The following is a 14,374-nucleotide window of genomic DNA, read 5'->3' as shown; positions in this document are numbered from 1 at the left end:
CATAGGTCAATTTCACTGCGGCCGATGCCTGTATCAATAATCCATAAACAATTCAACAATTTAGCCGAGTTTTACGCAATCCGCAAAGTACCTGGTAACGTTATCTCGCGCTAAGTTATACCACTACATTTACCTCACTGTTGACGATTAGCAACAAGTTCAGCAGCAACTACGTGCCTCATAGCGAGGCACATCTCCTCTGTTTCAGCAAAAAAAAACCCGTAATTTTGCAATTACGGGCAAATTCTCTTTGGAAAGAATTGGGGATACATGACTATCCTAACGTTAAATTATGACGTCCAAATGACAAATTAGAGTAGCTAGCTGCGCAATTATTCACAGAAAAAACAATGGCATTATAAAAAAAACAAATCTAAATAACACTAAAGTTCTTCACAAATTTTGTGGATAAGTTCGCAGATCTACGGAAAATGTTTCTATAAACCATTGATTAATAGCGCTTTTAACAAAAAGCCTAAAAATTCAGCAGATACCAATATGGGCAGGCAAAATTGCCGGATAAACTCACTAAGCATGGCAGAATGACTTCTTTTGCATTCCACCGCAGCGGGTTTTCATTTCCAGCTAGTATTACTATAGTTGGCAATCAGAAAGAAACAATAGTGAGTCGGCAAGAAGAAGCGATAATTTCATTCTGCGATGCAATATATTTAGGCATAATTTAACGAATGGAAGCGGTTTATCATGTCAACATTTCAATTTCAGTAAAATAAGCCCATGCAACGAGAGCGAAAAGACGGAAATCCACTTAATTTACCAGCACGTTGCCACTATAAACACAACGCGTTTTGGTATATTCACGCACTCACCGGCAAATGGGAGAACCTAGGTACAGACATTCATCATGCCCGCCATCTGGCTGTGCATTACAACAATGACACGCCCGCTAACCATACAATGGCGTGGATCATTGATGACTATCTTTTACATTTTGAGCAATTAGTTAAGCTCAAACAAAAAGCCGCCCGTACTCTTTCTGATTATCAGCATTATGCGTTACCGCTAAAAGCGCACTTTGGCGCATTGAATCCAGAAATGATTGATGCGGAGCAAGTCAAAAACTATCTGGATATTAATCAGCAACTGGGACGCGGCGTGCGTGCCAATCGTGAAAAAACACTGTTAGGTAGCGTATTCGCATGGCTCATCAGCACAGGCGGCGGCAACATCACCGTAAATCCATGTACAAAAATCGGCGGCAATAAAGAAACACCACGCGTGCGTTATGTTAGCGACCTCGATTACCTCGCCATTTATCAACTTGCCACACCGCAAGTTCAATTAGCGATGCAACTTGCCTATAAAACGCTGCAAAATCCGGCGGAAGTGCTGCGCATTCAGCGGGACGCGATTCAAACCGATCAGGGAGTCCACTTTATTCATCTGATTCACAGTAAAACCAATAAAGCGCTCAAAATAGAAATAGATAAGCAGTTGCAGCAAGCGATCGATAACGTTTTACCAGCCACATCCACTCAACATTATCTACTCGCTTCCCGATTAGGTACGCCTTATACGCCAACCGGCATCGCAGCCATGCTGCACAGATACCAAAAAAATGGCGGCATTGCCTCGTTCGGATTACAAGATTTAAAAGTAAAAGGTGCACTAGATTTAGCGCAATCTGGAATCGCAATAGAAACCATTTGCGACCTGCTTGGGCACAAATCTTTAGCCGTAACTGAAAATTTTCTCAAGCACCATTTAAACGAGAATTAAAAAGAGAAAAAACACTGCATAAAAATCCACTACTCCCAAAAAGTTCTGATATAATTCGTTCTGTTGTGAAATTCAGTTAGACAGTTGATTGCAAAGTTAGCTTCTAACACATTGATTTCAAAGACAATTCCCTGATAGCTCAGTTGGTAGAGCGACGGACTGTTAATCCGCAGGTCCCTGGTTCGAGTCCAGGTCGGGGAGCCAAGAATATAAAGGGCTGCAAGCAATTGCAGCCCTTTTTCTATTTCTGCTATTGTTCCGCAAAGCAAAAATCCCATCGCATCAGCATGTTTTACCATTTGTACTAATGCAAGGTACGTGCAGCACCTCACCACATCTAATCTCGCGAAACAAAAGTATGCCGATAATGATCGTCTTCTTTTGAAATGATCAAAACCACATTTGAAGTCATTGCATAACATCGCATGCTTATAAAGCAGACATCAATCCAATAATGTATTAATTTAATATGGCCTAATTGATGCAGGAATCCGCGCCCGCGCATTATTCAATTCTGCCTGCAAATTCTCGATGCGCAACATCAACGTCATTGCCAATCCCATGCCGTGCAAATCTAACTCGAAATCATCGCGCAGCCTGCGGGCGGTGTTGGCGGTGACGATATAACTTAATCGATAATACTTGCTGTCATTGATTGGTGTAATGATGCCAATTTGCACTAGTTCATCAAATTCTTCCGCAGACAACCCGGATACTGCTATTAAGTGATTGGCTGAACAAACATCGTGATCACTGAGCCAGATGCATTCGGAAATATTGGTACTCATTTTGCTTCCTTTTCAAGACTTTCTCGCACGCTATGAACTGTGCCACCCGAAATAGCGGCAAGTTGCCGGTACAGCGCTTTTTCTTGATCGCTAGCTTGTTTAGGTACGACGATGCGCGACACGGCGTACAAATCTCCCGCATCACCGTGCGCAGAAGGCAACCCTCGTTTGGCGAGACGGAGTCGCTGCCCGGAGGACGTTCCTGGTTTGATGGTGAGCTCCAATCTGCCATTTAATGTCGGTATCTCCACAGTTGTGCCCAATACCGCCTCCGATGGAGTCAGTAATAGATCAAAAAACAGGTCGCGCCCGCTGACACGAAAAATGGCGTGAGGTGCAATGGTGAGCGCGACGTACAAATCGCCAGGTTTACCGCCGTTGCGGCCAGGGCCACCTTTACCGACAAGCCGTAACCGCTGACCGTCGCTCGCCGCCTTTGGAATGTTGACGCGAAATGTTCGTGATACCCGATGTGGGAGTCCATTTTCATCCTGTTCCGGCACCTCAACGCGAACATCGGTTTCGCCGCCGGTGGCAATTTTTTCCAGGGAAATAGGAACCGTTACTGTATAGTTTTCACCCGGCATTGCATGGCTTGCCCGGCCGTGATTTTTCACGTCAGCAAATCCGCTGGAACGAAATGCATTCAAAAGATCAGAAATATCCACATCATCGAAATTTGACCCGGTAGTGCCGTAACGATTTTGCCATTCAGGCGGCGGCGTAAAATTATCACCCGCTGTTCGCGGCCCCATCGCATCGTACTCTTCACGCTTTTCGGTATTCTTCAATGTCGCATAGGCTTCTGCTATTTCCTTGAATTTCTCTTCTCCTTCGGGATCTTTAGAGACATCCGGATGATATTTATGCGCCAGCTTGCGATAGGCCTTCTTAATGTCATCCGTACTTGCGCTTCGCTCGACGCCCAGTATCTGGTAGTAGTCTTTGTATTTCATTGGAATCCTGATTGATAAATGCGCTATTCCGGACGGGTTTCCTGCATATCTGCACCATGAACTGTGCGCGCAATGCCTGTCCTGATCTGTGCGGCAAACCACATAGACTTTTTACATTAGAAAATCATCGCTAAGTTCGCTACCGTACAGATGAACTGGCGTGTTCCGTACACCCTTAAGCTTTTAGCGCTCACGATCACTCATCGGCATAACAAAATGCATGAAGTGAGGAGCCACCTTCCGCTTGTTGCCACAACAGGAACGTATGTATTGGAACAATAAATGACTACTTCAACATCAGCTCCCAACATCGGCACGATCTTGTCAGTACGCGGCAGTGTGGTGGACATCCGGTTCGAGAACCGCCTGCCCCCCATCAACACCTTGTTACACGTTAACGCACAAGTACAGATTGCCGTTGAAGTCTGGGCGCAGCTCGATGCCTATAGCGTGCGAGGGATTGCGTTGACACCAACACAAGGGCTTGCGCGTGGCATGCCGGTGACGGATACCGGCGGCCCATTGACAACGCCAGTGGGGAAAGGAACGTTGTCGCGCATGTTCGATGTATTCGGCAACGCCATCGACCGTGGGCCGGTGCTCTCCGATGTGTCGTGGCGCTCTGTGCATCGCTCCCCGCCTCCGCTGGCACAACGTTCAACTCAATCCGAAATATTCGAAACCGGTATCAAGGTAATTGATGTGCTAGTCCCATTGGAACGCGGCGGTAAGGCGGGGCTATTCGGCGGAGCGGGCGTTGGCAAAACCGTGCTACTAACCGAAATGATTCATAACGTAGTCGGACATCACGATGGCGTCAGCATCTTTTGTGGCATCGGCGAACGTTGCCGCGAAGGCGAAGAGCTCTATCACGACATGAAAGACGCTGGCGTACTGCCAAATATGGTGATGGTGTTCGGCCAGATGAACGAACCACCAGGCAGCCGCTTCCGTGCGGGTCATGTTGCGTTAACCATGGCGGAATACTTCCGCGATGACGAGCACCGCGATGTCTTGCTATTAATCGACAATGTGTTTCGCTTTATTCAGGCGGGTTCCGAAGTATCTGGCTTGATGGGACAGATGCCGTCCCGCCTGGGTTACCAGCCGACGATGGCAACCGAACTGGCAGGGCTTGAAGAGCGTATCGCTAATACGGCCACCGGCGCGATCACATCCATTCAGGCGGTTTATGTGCCAGCAGATGATTTTACGGATCCGGCCGCCGTGCATATTTTTTCACATCTGTCGGCATCCATTGTACTGTCACGCGACCGCGCCAGCGAAGGCTTGTTTCCGGCGATTGATCCGCTACAGTCCAATTCAAAAATGGCGACGCCTGGCATTATCGGCGACCGTCACTACCGGCTAGCGCAGGAAATACGGCATACGTTGGCGCAATATTCAGAACTCAAAGACATTATCTCCATGCTCGGCCTGGAACAGTTATCACAGGACGACCGCAACGTAGTGGCCCGTGCGCGTCGTCTGGAACGCTTCCTGACACAGCCGTTTTTCACTACCGAGCAATTTAGCGGCGTATCAGGTAAAACAGTGAGCTTAAAAGATGCGCTCGATGGTTGTGAACGCATACTGAATGATGAATTCAAGGACGTACCAGAGAGTGCGCTGTACATGATCGGCGCGATCGATGAAGTAAAAATGGCTGCTAAACCGACGGTAGAAGTAAAACCGATAGCGAAGTTAACACCTGAACCGGAGATGGTTCATGCATCTTAAAGTATTGTTACCCTTTCAGATATTTGCCGACAAGCCAGACGTAGCACGCATCGTGGCGCAAACTCCGCACGGTTCATTCGGCCTGTTACCGAATCGACTCGATTGTGTGACCGCGCTGTCGCCGGGAATATTGAGCTATGCCATGGCAAATGGTGAGGAATTTTATCTGGCGGTAGATGAAGGTTTGTTGGTCAAAATTGGTGCTGAAGTACTGGTTTCTGTACGTAACGCCATCGGCGGCACTGATCTTGGCCACCTGCATGAAACAATCCAAAAAGACTTCCTGACTTTGGACGCGCAAGAACAGAGTGTGCGTAGTGTCATGTCTAAGCTGGAAAGCAATTTCATTCAACGTTTCGCGGCATTTCATCATGTCCAATAAGCCAGAACAGCCAGAGACAATCGTAGAGACCACCTTTAGTCGCAAGGTAGGCGAGCAAGAAATGCGCAAACTCCGGGCGCAAAGAAGGACTATACAGGGTGTCTGGTTTGGTCTCGGAATGATGGGCTTGGTCGGCTGGTCGGTGGTGGTTCCTACGTTGGTGGGGGCTGCTATTGGAATATGGATCGACAAGCACTATCCGGCTGGACATTCATGGACGCTGACATTGTTAATTACCGGGTTATGCCTTGGTTGTTTCAACGCCTGGCATTGGGTAGCCAAGGAAGACTCTGCAATACACAAAGAACAGAGTGAACCGGTCGAAAAGGAAAGCCGCGATGAATGACTTCATTAACCTCGCCGGTGCGTTTGCCGTTGGTATCGTAATCGGCGCACTGTTTTTTGGCGGCTTGTGGTGGACTACTCTCAAAGGAGTCGTGTCCGATAACCCGGCACTTTGGTTTTTCGGCAGTTTGCTATTACGCACAGTGGGAATGCTGGTTGGGCTGCACTTGGTAGCAGGTGATGATTGGCACCGCGCCATTGTCTGCCTGTTGGGATTCATCGTTGCACGGTTTGCGGTACTACGATTTTTTCATGTACGTCAATTACGTTTGCCGCCCTCTCTAGACGCATCGGAAGAACAATGAATCTTAGCTCTGATCAACTGATATTGTGGCAATACGGCTTCATCCATTTGAATGAAACCATTATTACAACCTGGCTCTTGATGCTGGCGATGACGGTCGGTGCCATGCTGGTGACCCGCAAGCTCGCAACCGATGAAAAAATCTCCCGGTGGCAAGGTGCGTTAGAAATCATCGTTATCGGCATCAAACAACAGATCGAAGAGGTCGGCTTGGCGAACCCGGAAAAATATCTTGGTTTCCTGGGGACGCTATTCCTGTTTGTCGCGACGGCAAGTATATGTACCGTCATTCCAGGCTACGTGCCACCCACGGGTTCTCTGTCAACCACGGCAGCGCTGGCGCTTTGCGTATTCGTCGCGGTACCGTTGTTTGGCATTGAACAACAGGGTTTAAGCGGCTACCTGAAGTCCTATCTAGAGCCGACCCTGCTGATGCTGCCCTTTAACATCATCAGCGAATTGTCGCGTACGCTGGCATTAGCAGTACGCCTGTTCGGCAATATGATGAGCGGAACGATGATCATCGCCATCCTGCTCACCATTACACCTTTTTTGTTTCCCTTAGTGATGACCTTACTCGGCCTGCTAACCGGCATGGTGCAAGCCTATATTTTCAGCATTCTGGCAACCGTCTACATTGCGGCAGCCATGCAGGTACGGGCACCTGAGCCCGTCGCTAATCTAAAAACCAATCCGCAACCGCAAACTCCCAACCCAAAGGACGCACCTCATGGATAACATGACGATTATCGCGATAGTTTCTATTTTTACCGCTGGCATTACCATCGCCATCGGCGTAATCGGGCCCGCACTGGGCGAAGGGCGTGCGGTGGCAACAGCACTAACTTCACTGGCACAACAACCCGATGCCGCAGCAACAATCACACGCACCTTGTTCGTGGGACTCGCCATGATCGAATCGACCGCTATCTATTGTTTTGTCGTGTCGATGATCCTGATCTTTGCGAACCCGTTCTGGAATCATGTGATTAGCCTCACGACAGGGAAGTAAGTTATGTTAATCGACTGGTTTACGGTTGTTGCACAAACGATCAATTTCCTGATTCTGGTATGGCTGATGAAGCGCTATCTCTATCAGCCTATTCTGAATGCCATCGATGCACGCGAGGCAAAAATTACCGCCGCATTGAAGGATGCCGAATCTAAACAGACTGCAGCAACACAACAGCGCAACGAGTTTCAGAAAAAAAATGACACCTTTGAACAAGGCCGCAGTGCCTTATTACAGGCAGCACAAGATGACGCAAAAACGGAGCGAAAAAAAATGCTCGATCAAACGAGAAAAGATGTCGATGTCTTACGTACCAAGCTTGAGGCGACCTTGCAAGGTGAACATGATGCACTCAAACGTGAGGTGACGATCGGTGTGCAGGAAGAAGTATTTTCTATTGCTCGCCGGGTCTTATCTGATCTCGGTTCGGCCAGCGTCGAAACGCAAATAATCAAAGTATTCATAGACCGGCTACGCACGCTGGACGAGCACGCCAAGACCGAATTGACCAAGGCCCTTAAAAATTCAACAGAACCGGCATTGGTACGTAGCGCGTTTGCCTTGTCTGAAGGACAGCAGAAAGCGATCCAGTTAGCGTTGAAGGAAACTTTCGCAATGGAAGCTCCCGTCAAATTCGACATCGCGCCGCGTCTGGTGTGCGGCGTCGAACTGAGTATAAACGGCCAAAAACTGGCATGGAGCATTGATGATTATTTGACTTCCCTTGATAAGCGGATAAACGACATAGTGACGCCAGCGGTTAAGGCAGAAACCAACGTAGACGCCAAGACAGGAGCAGAAACAGAAGCAAAAACAGAGGATGCACCAACGATTATTCCTATGACGGAAGCACAGATACAGGCGAATGAGACTGCTGATCCGACAGAGCCTTTTAAAGACGAGCCAGATACAGTCACCACAGATAGCGCTTCTAAATGAGCGAGCTACCCGATACTCTGTTAGCCGCCGTTGGCGACACCTTTGCCCATATGAGTCAGGTGCGGGAAGGATACGCGCATCAGCTCGCAGTACGCGAAGTTGGCATTGTCACCGCCGTCTCTACCGGCATTGCCACCATCGTAGGCTTACCCACTATCGGGTTTGAGGAATTAATCCGTTTCCCAAACGGATTACGCGGCATTGCCTTCAATATCGACGCGAATGAAATCGGCGTGGTGCTGCTTGGCGACTACACGCAATTACAAACCGGGGATGAAGTAGAACGAACCGGGCGCGTCATGGATGTTGCGGTCGGCGAAGAGCTGCTGGGTCGAGTGATCAATCCGCTTGGCCGCCCTTTGGATGAGCAGGGCCCGATTTCTACCTCGCAGCGTCTGCCGATTGAACGCAACGCCAAGGCAATTATGGATCGTGCGCCTGTAACGACTCCTTTGCAAACCGGCATAAAGGTGATCGACGCGCTGGTTCCAATCGGGCGGGGACAACGCGAATTGATACTGGGCGACAGGCAGACCGGGAAAACGGCAATTGCGCTCGATGCCATTCTCAATCAGCGTGGTCAAAATGTGCTCTGCATCTATTGCGCCATCGGCCAGCGTGCATCTTCGGTGGCCAAAGTAGTCGCCGATCTGCGCAGCCATGGTGCGATGGAATACACGGTGGTCATGGTCAGTGAAGGTAACGACGCACCGGGCCTGACCTACATCGCCCCCTATGCCGCCACCAGCATTGCTGAGCATTTCATGGAGGCGGGTCGGGATGTGTTGATCGTCTATGACGACCTCACCCAGCACGCCCGCGCCTACCGCGAGCTGTCGTTATTGCTGCGTCGGCCGCCCGGACGCGAAGCTTTCCCAGGCGACGTGTTCTACATTCATTCACGCCTGCTGGAACGCTCAACCCATCTGCGCACAGAATTAGGCGGCGGTTCGCTCACCTCCTTACCCATTATCGAAACCGAAGCACAAGATATTGCCGCCTACATTCCAACCAATCTGATCTCTATTACCGACGGCCAACTCTATCTGTCGCCCACCCTGTTCGAGCTAGGCATGTTACCCGCCATCGACGTAGCAAAGTCGGTGTCTCGAGTCGGCGGCAAGGCACAGCTTGGTGCTTACCGTGCTGTTGCGGGCACAATAAAATTAGCCTATTCCCAGTTTGAAGAACTCGAGACCTTCTCGCGCTTTGGTACGCGACTGGACGACAGCTCGCGCAACATTATCGACCACGGTAACCGTATCCGCGCTTGCCTCAAACAACCGATATATTCACCGCTGACAGTACCAAAACAAATTTGCATACTGTTTGCACTCACGTCGGGATTGTTCGATACGGTTCCACTAGAACGAATGCCGGAGGCGGAGCAGGCTTTATCTCTGGCTGCGCAAGAAATTCCAGACGACGTATGTCAGCGTTTTACCACTCAAAAAAAATTAAGCGACGAAGATCGCGCAACCATTCAGCGTATAGCGAAAACAGCGCTAACTCCGTTTGTGCTTACCGCCACGAGTGACAAATGAATAATCGATGAGAAGCCTATGAGCGACACCTTAGCCAGCTTGCGCGGAAAGATCAGCGGTGCCGACAAACTCAAGTCGGTAGTGCGCACGATGAAGGCAATGGCAGCGTCAAGCATCGGCCAATACGAAAATGCGGTGCAGTCGCTGGGTGATTACGAACGCACGGTTACCCTGGGATTAAGTGCTTGCTTTCGGCAGGCCGGGCCAGTGGTAACGCCCCATTTTCAACAGAACGAACATAAGGTAATTGGTGCAATTGTGTTTGGCTCCGATCAAGGATTAGTGGGCCAATTCAACGATGTAATGGGTCGCTTCGTCATGGATAAACTCGACAAATTACCCGGCGAAAAGAAAATTTGGGTAGTGGGCGAGCGGTTACATGCCATCCTTGGCGATGCAAACCTGCCGCTGTTTGGCCCGTATGGAGTACCGAATTCGGCCACTGCGATCACCCAGTTAGTCGGCCGTATTCAGATCGATTGTGAAGCGCATCGACCGCACAGTGAATTTGACTACGATCAGGAGACAATCTATGTCTTCCACAACGCGCCGCTATCCGGATCGCAATATCAGCCAGTTTGTCAGCGCCTGTTGCCATTAGATGCCGAATGGCAGCGAAACATAACAGCAATTCCGTGGCCCACCAAGAACCTGCCGGAAGCGATAGGAATGAAAACAGGACGAGAGTCAGAAACGGGCAACGAACTATTACGCGCCCTGCTTCGTGAATATCTCTTCATCTCACTGTTCAAAGCTTGCGCGGAATCATTGGTCAGCGAAAACGCCAGCCGCCTCGCCGCAATGCAACGCGCAGAGAAAAACATCAATGAATTATCGACTGTATTAAGCCGAACTTTTTACCGACTACGGCAGAACTCGATTGACGAAGAATTGTTTGATGTTGTTGCTGGTTCAAATGCGCTGGGAAACAAAGTGCGTTGAAAATTAACTTGCAATGGCGCATGGACGCATTAACTGAATAAACATACCTTCCGCAAGACCATCTACTAGAACTACACAGTCATTGCATATTCGCATTAAGAAAACCACCAATTAACATTTGAAAAAGCCGCCTATTCGTATCTTCAATAAGCCACCCATCGCTTTAAATACAAAGGTAAGGTATTAGCATTAAACGAAATTTACAGGCAACAAAGTTGCTATTTATTAATTTTTCAATTATTGTCTTTCACTTGCGCATGACCGCAATGCGAAGGCCAAAAGCCGATCAGCATGTTTTAGAAAATGCTCGGAATCGGCAGATTTTGTTGAAAAACTCAAAAAACGGGTTGATCAAAATTTGGGCTAAATTAAGTTTTATATGAAAACTTGATTCAAATACCGAACTGAAGACTAATAGAAGTTCACAGTCAATTTTTAGTGCCGTCGTTGTGCCGGGTGACTTGAAATTTTTTAGAGTTGCTCTAGACGCCTAAAATTTTTTTAACTATGTCGAAAAAAGAGTTTTTCAACAAAATCGGCACCGAGCGGTCTTTCGTCAAAAGGCCATAAAGCCGACATTCGCTCTCTCACAGTAAATAGAAATTTAATAAGGTGATCGTGGTTCACTTTTACCGGAGGGGATTAATAAACGAAAGGGACGGAATGTTACGTTTAGTTGTCGAGTTGCCTCCAAGCTGGGTCGATCTATCGAGCGAAAATGCGGATGGTCCTTCTACATTCATCAAAGAAGATCCTGAGAGTACTGGTGCTCTACAAATTTCTATCCAAGCGGAATATCACGGTGGCACCATACCAAACCCAATCCCAGAGCAACTAGTGTCCTACGCAGAAGGTATTGTGAATAAGAATGCACACGTCCAGATCCGAGGTCGCTCGACCGGCAAGTGCAAAATGGGAACATACGGAACGGTTCTAGCAAGTTTATTGCGGCACTCCTGGTGTCAAATTTGGGTACTCAGCAATGGAAATGACTTCGTACTTGCGTCACACACTTCTGTCGATGAACCATCGGAGGCGGAAGTAAATGAAGCAAGTTGGGTGGTGAAGAACATCAGTTTGCAGGCGATACCAGTTGGGCTATGAGCTTATTTAACATGTTCCCTAACCGCGTTTGGCTACCCGGCGATTGTTACGTAGCCCACCTCCTATTCTCAGGTTTGAAGAAGCGGTTTTCAAGCAAGTCATGCCGCTGATTTATTTCCCCGTTATCTTAGCCCCAACTGTTTTCCTCTGGTATCAATTACAAAATGCACAGCTGTGTTGTTACGCACAAGCGAAATCACGGCGCTTTTCATTTGCGCCAACTAATATGTGTTACCGTGATCCAATAAATTCGAGAAAGTCCGTTCCGTCATTGGTGTCCGATTGCCGGAATAGATTCCAGCACTCAGGGGGTCCGTGCAGTGCTGGAAAATGGCGGGAGTAGTATTTGGCCACTTTGGGTAGATTTTTTTGAGTACAGAGTTCTTTCGCAGCAACCAAATTTATAATCATAAACTAAAGGGTATATGAAAAGACGGGAATTTTTACGTTTGAGTATTCAAACCGCGGCCGCTGCAACGACCAGTAATTTCATAATTAATGAAGCACAAGCGATTACAAAAAGCAGTTATGCGGCTATCTTTCCATTACTCGATCAATTTATCCAACAATACTTAAAAGACATGAATGCTCCAGGTCTGACGTTGACACTTGTAGACGCCAGCGGCATACAACGCGTTTGTACCTTTGGGGTGGAAGACAGTGTCAAACGCAGTGCAATAAAACCTAATAAATTATTCCATATTGGTTCAATTACGAAATCATTTTTAGGTCTTTGTTTGATGCAATTGCACGACGAAGGAAAATTGGACCTTGATCGTCCAATTGCCGAATATCTTCCCTGGGTTCGGTTTGATTCCACTACACGTTCAATCAGCACCCATGATTTATTGACGCATTCAGCAGCATTGCCGGATGGTGAGCTATTTCCAACAGATCCATCATTCCGTCATCATGCAACGGCGGCCCCGGGGACTTTTTTTCATTACTGCAATATGGGATATGACGCTCTTGGGCTTCTGCTTGAGACGTTGGATCAACGCCCACTCGCAGAATCATTCCGGGTTCGTATTTTAAATCCTGTCGGAATGAAATCAACTGAACCAATCATTACACTTGATATGGCCAATAGAGTCGTTAATAGCTATATGGTTGAATTAAATGATCGCCCTTATCCGCGCGCCGGACGCCTCGTTGCTGCGCCTCCAATTGCAGTGACAACGGCCAGTGGCTGCATTGCGTCCAACGCGGTTGACATGGGGGCCTATTTGCAGATGTTAATTAACCGTGGACAGGTTCCCACTGGCAGACTGGTTTCTGAAGCGGGATTTAAGCTGTTTTCAACACCGCACGCGGAAGCAGATGAATTCGGTAAGGGCGCCAAGTATGGTTATGGAATAACGGTTGATACGCTGGATGGTCACACCCGTCTTCGTCATACGGGAGGAATGGTATCTTTTGCATCGGCGCTTGAAGTTGATCTTGATGCAGGTCTTGGTGTATTCGTATCTGTCAATTCAATGCAGGGATATAGACCCAGACCTGTAGCTGAATATGCGTTAAGACTAATGCGAGCCTCTCGGGAGGGAAAACCTTTACCGAAAATACCGCTGCAAAAGCCATCCGATTATGTCGACAAGGCGTCGGACTATGAGGGACGTTTTTCCGGTGCCGATGGTCGAATTCTGGAAATCACTTCGGTCGGCGACAGATTGTATCTGATACATCGGGGAACACAGGTGACGTTGGAACCGACTATTGGTGCTGAAAATTCGTTTACCGTATTACACCCGGAGTTTGCGAAATTCGCAGTTCACTTTAAGCGTGATGGTGATAAAAAGGAGGGCAAGTTCGCTGAAGTTGGCTGGGGTAACGATTGGTATGTGAGCGCAGATTACACTGGAGCGCGCGAATTTTCGGTGCCATCAGAATGGCACAGTTATGTTGGACACTATCGTAATGACAGCGATTGGATAGGAAGCATGCATGTCGTATTGCGAGCCGGAATTCTTTGGTTAGACGGCGTGATTCCACTTGAACCAACTCCTGACCATCGTTTCTTTTTGCGCGACGAAATGGACAGTCCGGAATGGATCAGTTTTTCGGAGATGGTCAACGGGCACCCAATGAGAATGAAGCTGTCTGGAAAGGACCTTGCCCGAGTCTAGTCGAAAATTAATTAGGTCAATGGTTCAGAATATTTGTATTGGCCGGTTGAATCCAACGCACTTTGGAGGCTGGTGGAAGCTGAGATCTGAAGAAGCTGGGGTCCGGACATTCGATGGTGATAGTTCGCAATTGTCAGGTTGTCAGCGCAGACCCCGTAACCGTAAAAACAATAGCTGCCAGAGTGTTTGATTCATCAAAGACAAGGCATTGTGGCGGAGGTTGTTGGCCTGAGTGCGCGCTTGCGGCAGAGGCTGTGTAAAAACGCACCCTAAAAAGCAATAAAAAATAATTCAAAAAATCTGTCAACGAGGTAAACAGAAATATCTCTCAAGCGTTATATAAAAAGTCGAATCCACGTTAAGGAGCGTTGATGAAGCGATTTATCCAAGGAGAGCACCGCACCCAAAGCACGCTGCTGCCGGAGGTGCTGGATGATTATGTGACCGAAGAG

At 48.2% G+C, this 14,374-nt stretch carries 14 protein-coding genes and 1 tRNA gene; 13 read left to right on the top strand and 2 right to left on the bottom strand.

Annotated features, from left to right (window positions below; translation table 11 throughout):
• The first annotated feature begins 738 nt into the window (after positions 1-738).
• Both S2091_RS16360 and S2091_RS16355 read left to right on the top strand, forming a co-directional pair.
• Entirely contained in the window at positions 739-1,740 is a 1,002-nt protein-coding gene (locus S2091_RS16360; protein WP_105533029.1) for a tyrosine-type recombinase/integrase, read from the top strand.
• Between the two features lie 128 nt (positions 1,741-1,868).
• Positions 1,869-1,944, top strand: a tRNA-Asn gene (locus S2091_RS16355).
• 260 nt (positions 1,945-2,204) lie between these two features.
• Here S2091_RS16355 and S2091_RS16350 read toward each other — a convergent pair.
• Both S2091_RS16350 and S2091_RS16345 read right to left on the bottom strand, forming a co-directional pair.
• Positions 2,205-2,528, bottom strand: coding sequence for a chaperone modulator CbpM (locus tag S2091_RS16350; RefSeq protein ID WP_105533028.1), 324 nt, complete (start codon positions 2,526-2,528; stop codon positions 2,205-2,207).
• Positions 2,525-3,484 carry a DnaJ C-terminal domain-containing protein gene (locus S2091_RS16345; RefSeq protein WP_105533027.1) on the bottom strand — a complete coding sequence of 320 codons (960 nt, stop codon included), beginning with the start codon at positions 3,482-3,484 and terminating at the stop codon, positions 2,525-2,527. Before S2091_RS16345 ends, S2091_RS16350 begins: the two co-directional genes overlap by 4 nt.
• 282 nt (positions 3,485-3,766) lie before the next feature.
• Here S2091_RS16345 and atpD point away from each other — a divergent pair, with 282 nt between their 5' ends.
• From atpD to S2091_RS16290, 11 genes are all read left to right on the top strand, one after another.
• Entirely contained in the window at positions 3,767-5,224 is a 1,458-nt protein-coding gene (gene atpD / locus S2091_RS16340; protein WP_105533026.1) for a F0F1 ATP synthase subunit beta, read from the top strand.
• On the top strand, positions 5,214-5,606 hold the full coding sequence (locus S2091_RS16335) for a F0F1 ATP synthase subunit epsilon (protein ID WP_105533025.1): 393 nt from the start codon (positions 5,214-5,216) through the stop codon (positions 5,604-5,606). The genes atpD and S2091_RS16335 overlap by 11 nt, the downstream gene beginning before the upstream one ends.
• Positions 5,596-5,952: an AtpZ/AtpI family protein gene (locus S2091_RS16330; RefSeq protein ID WP_105533024.1), complete on the top strand. Its 357-nt coding sequence runs from the start codon at positions 5,596-5,598 to the stop codon at positions 5,950-5,952. The genes S2091_RS16335 and S2091_RS16330 overlap by 11 nt, the downstream gene beginning before the upstream one ends.
• Positions 5,945-6,256, top strand: a complete 312-nt coding sequence (locus tag S2091_RS16325; RefSeq protein ID WP_105533023.1) for an ATP synthase subunit I — start codon at positions 5,945-5,947, stop codon at positions 6,254-6,256. Before S2091_RS16330 ends, S2091_RS16325 begins: the two co-directional genes overlap by 8 nt.
• Positions 6,253-6,993, top strand: coding sequence for a F0F1 ATP synthase subunit A (locus tag S2091_RS16320; RefSeq protein ID WP_105533022.1), 741 nt, complete (start codon positions 6,253-6,255; stop codon positions 6,991-6,993). The genes S2091_RS16325 and S2091_RS16320 overlap by 4 nt, the downstream gene beginning before the upstream one ends.
• Complete coding sequence (locus S2091_RS16315; protein ID WP_105533021.1) at positions 6,986-7,267, top strand: F0F1 ATP synthase subunit C; 282 nt, start codon at positions 6,986-6,988, stop codon at positions 7,265-7,267. The genes S2091_RS16320 and S2091_RS16315 overlap by 8 nt, the downstream gene beginning before the upstream one ends.
• Before the next feature lie 3 nt (positions 7,268-7,270).
• Entirely contained in the window at positions 7,271-8,206 is a 936-nt protein-coding gene (locus tag S2091_RS16310; RefSeq protein ID WP_105533020.1) for a F0F1 ATP synthase subunit delta, read from the top strand.
• Positions 8,203-9,750 (top strand): alternate F1F0 ATPase, F1 subunit alpha, encoded by a 1,548-nt coding sequence (locus tag S2091_RS16305; protein WP_105533019.1) that lies wholly within the window; start codon positions 8,203-8,205, stop codon positions 9,748-9,750. The genes S2091_RS16310 and S2091_RS16305 overlap by 4 nt, the downstream gene beginning before the upstream one ends.
• Before the next feature lie 18 nt (positions 9,751-9,768).
• Complete coding sequence (locus S2091_RS16300; RefSeq protein WP_105533018.1) at positions 9,769-10,692, top strand: F0F1 ATP synthase subunit gamma; 924 nt, start codon at positions 9,769-9,771, stop codon at positions 10,690-10,692.
• A 684-nt stretch (positions 10,693-11,376) separates the two neighbouring features.
• Entirely contained in the window at positions 11,377-11,796 is a 420-nt protein-coding gene (locus S2091_RS16295; protein WP_133166930.1) for a hypothetical protein, read from the top strand.
• A gap of 449 nt (positions 11,797-12,245) precedes the next feature.
• Complete coding sequence (locus S2091_RS16290) at positions 12,246-13,922, top strand: serine hydrolase domain-containing protein (protein WP_165795007.1); 1,677 nt, start codon at positions 12,246-12,248, stop codon at positions 13,920-13,922.
• The last annotated feature ends 452 nt before the right edge of the window (positions 13,923-14,374 follow it).

The organism is Solimicrobium silvestre (assembly GCF_002976435.1).
GTDB classification, from domain to species: domain Bacteria; phylum Pseudomonadota; class Gammaproteobacteria; order Burkholderiales; family Burkholderiaceae_D; genus Solimicrobium; species Solimicrobium silvestre.
This window is presented reverse-complemented; position numbering and strand designations above follow the sequence as displayed.

Coding starts and splice junctions, on each gene's coding strand:
- S2091_RS16360 (WP_105533029.1), top strand. CDS start 739: ATGCAACGAGAGCGAAAAGACGGAAATCCACTTAATTTACCAGCACGT.
- S2091_RS16350 (WP_105533028.1), bottom strand. CDS start 2,528: ATGAGTACCAATATTTCCGAATGCATCTGGCTCAGTGATCACGATGTT.
- S2091_RS16345 (WP_105533027.1), bottom strand. CDS start 3,484: ATGAAATACAAAGACTACTACCAGATACTGGGCGTCGAGCGAAGCGCA.
- atpD (WP_105533026.1), top strand. CDS start 3,767: ATGACTACTTCAACATCAGCTCCCAACATCGGCACGATCTTGTCAGTA.
- S2091_RS16335 (WP_105533025.1), top strand. CDS start 5,214: ATGCATCTTAAAGTATTGTTACCCTTTCAGATATTTGCCGACAAGCCA.
- S2091_RS16330 (WP_105533024.1), top strand. CDS start 5,596: ATGTCCAATAAGCCAGAACAGCCAGAGACAATCGTAGAGACCACCTTT.
- S2091_RS16325 (WP_105533023.1), top strand. CDS start 5,945: ATGAATGACTTCATTAACCTCGCCGGTGCGTTTGCCGTTGGTATCGTA.
- S2091_RS16320 (WP_105533022.1), top strand. CDS start 6,253: ATGAATCTTAGCTCTGATCAACTGATATTGTGGCAATACGGCTTCATC.
- S2091_RS16315 (WP_105533021.1), top strand. CDS start 6,986: ATGGATAACATGACGATTATCGCGATAGTTTCTATTTTTACCGCTGGC.
- S2091_RS16310 (WP_105533020.1), top strand. CDS start 7,271: ATGTTAATCGACTGGTTTACGGTTGTTGCACAAACGATCAATTTCCTG.
- S2091_RS16305 (WP_105533019.1), top strand. CDS start 8,203: ATGAGCGAGCTACCCGATACTCTGTTAGCCGCCGTTGGCGACACCTTT.
- S2091_RS16300 (WP_105533018.1), top strand. CDS start 9,769: ATGAGCGACACCTTAGCCAGCTTGCGCGGAAAGATCAGCGGTGCCGAC.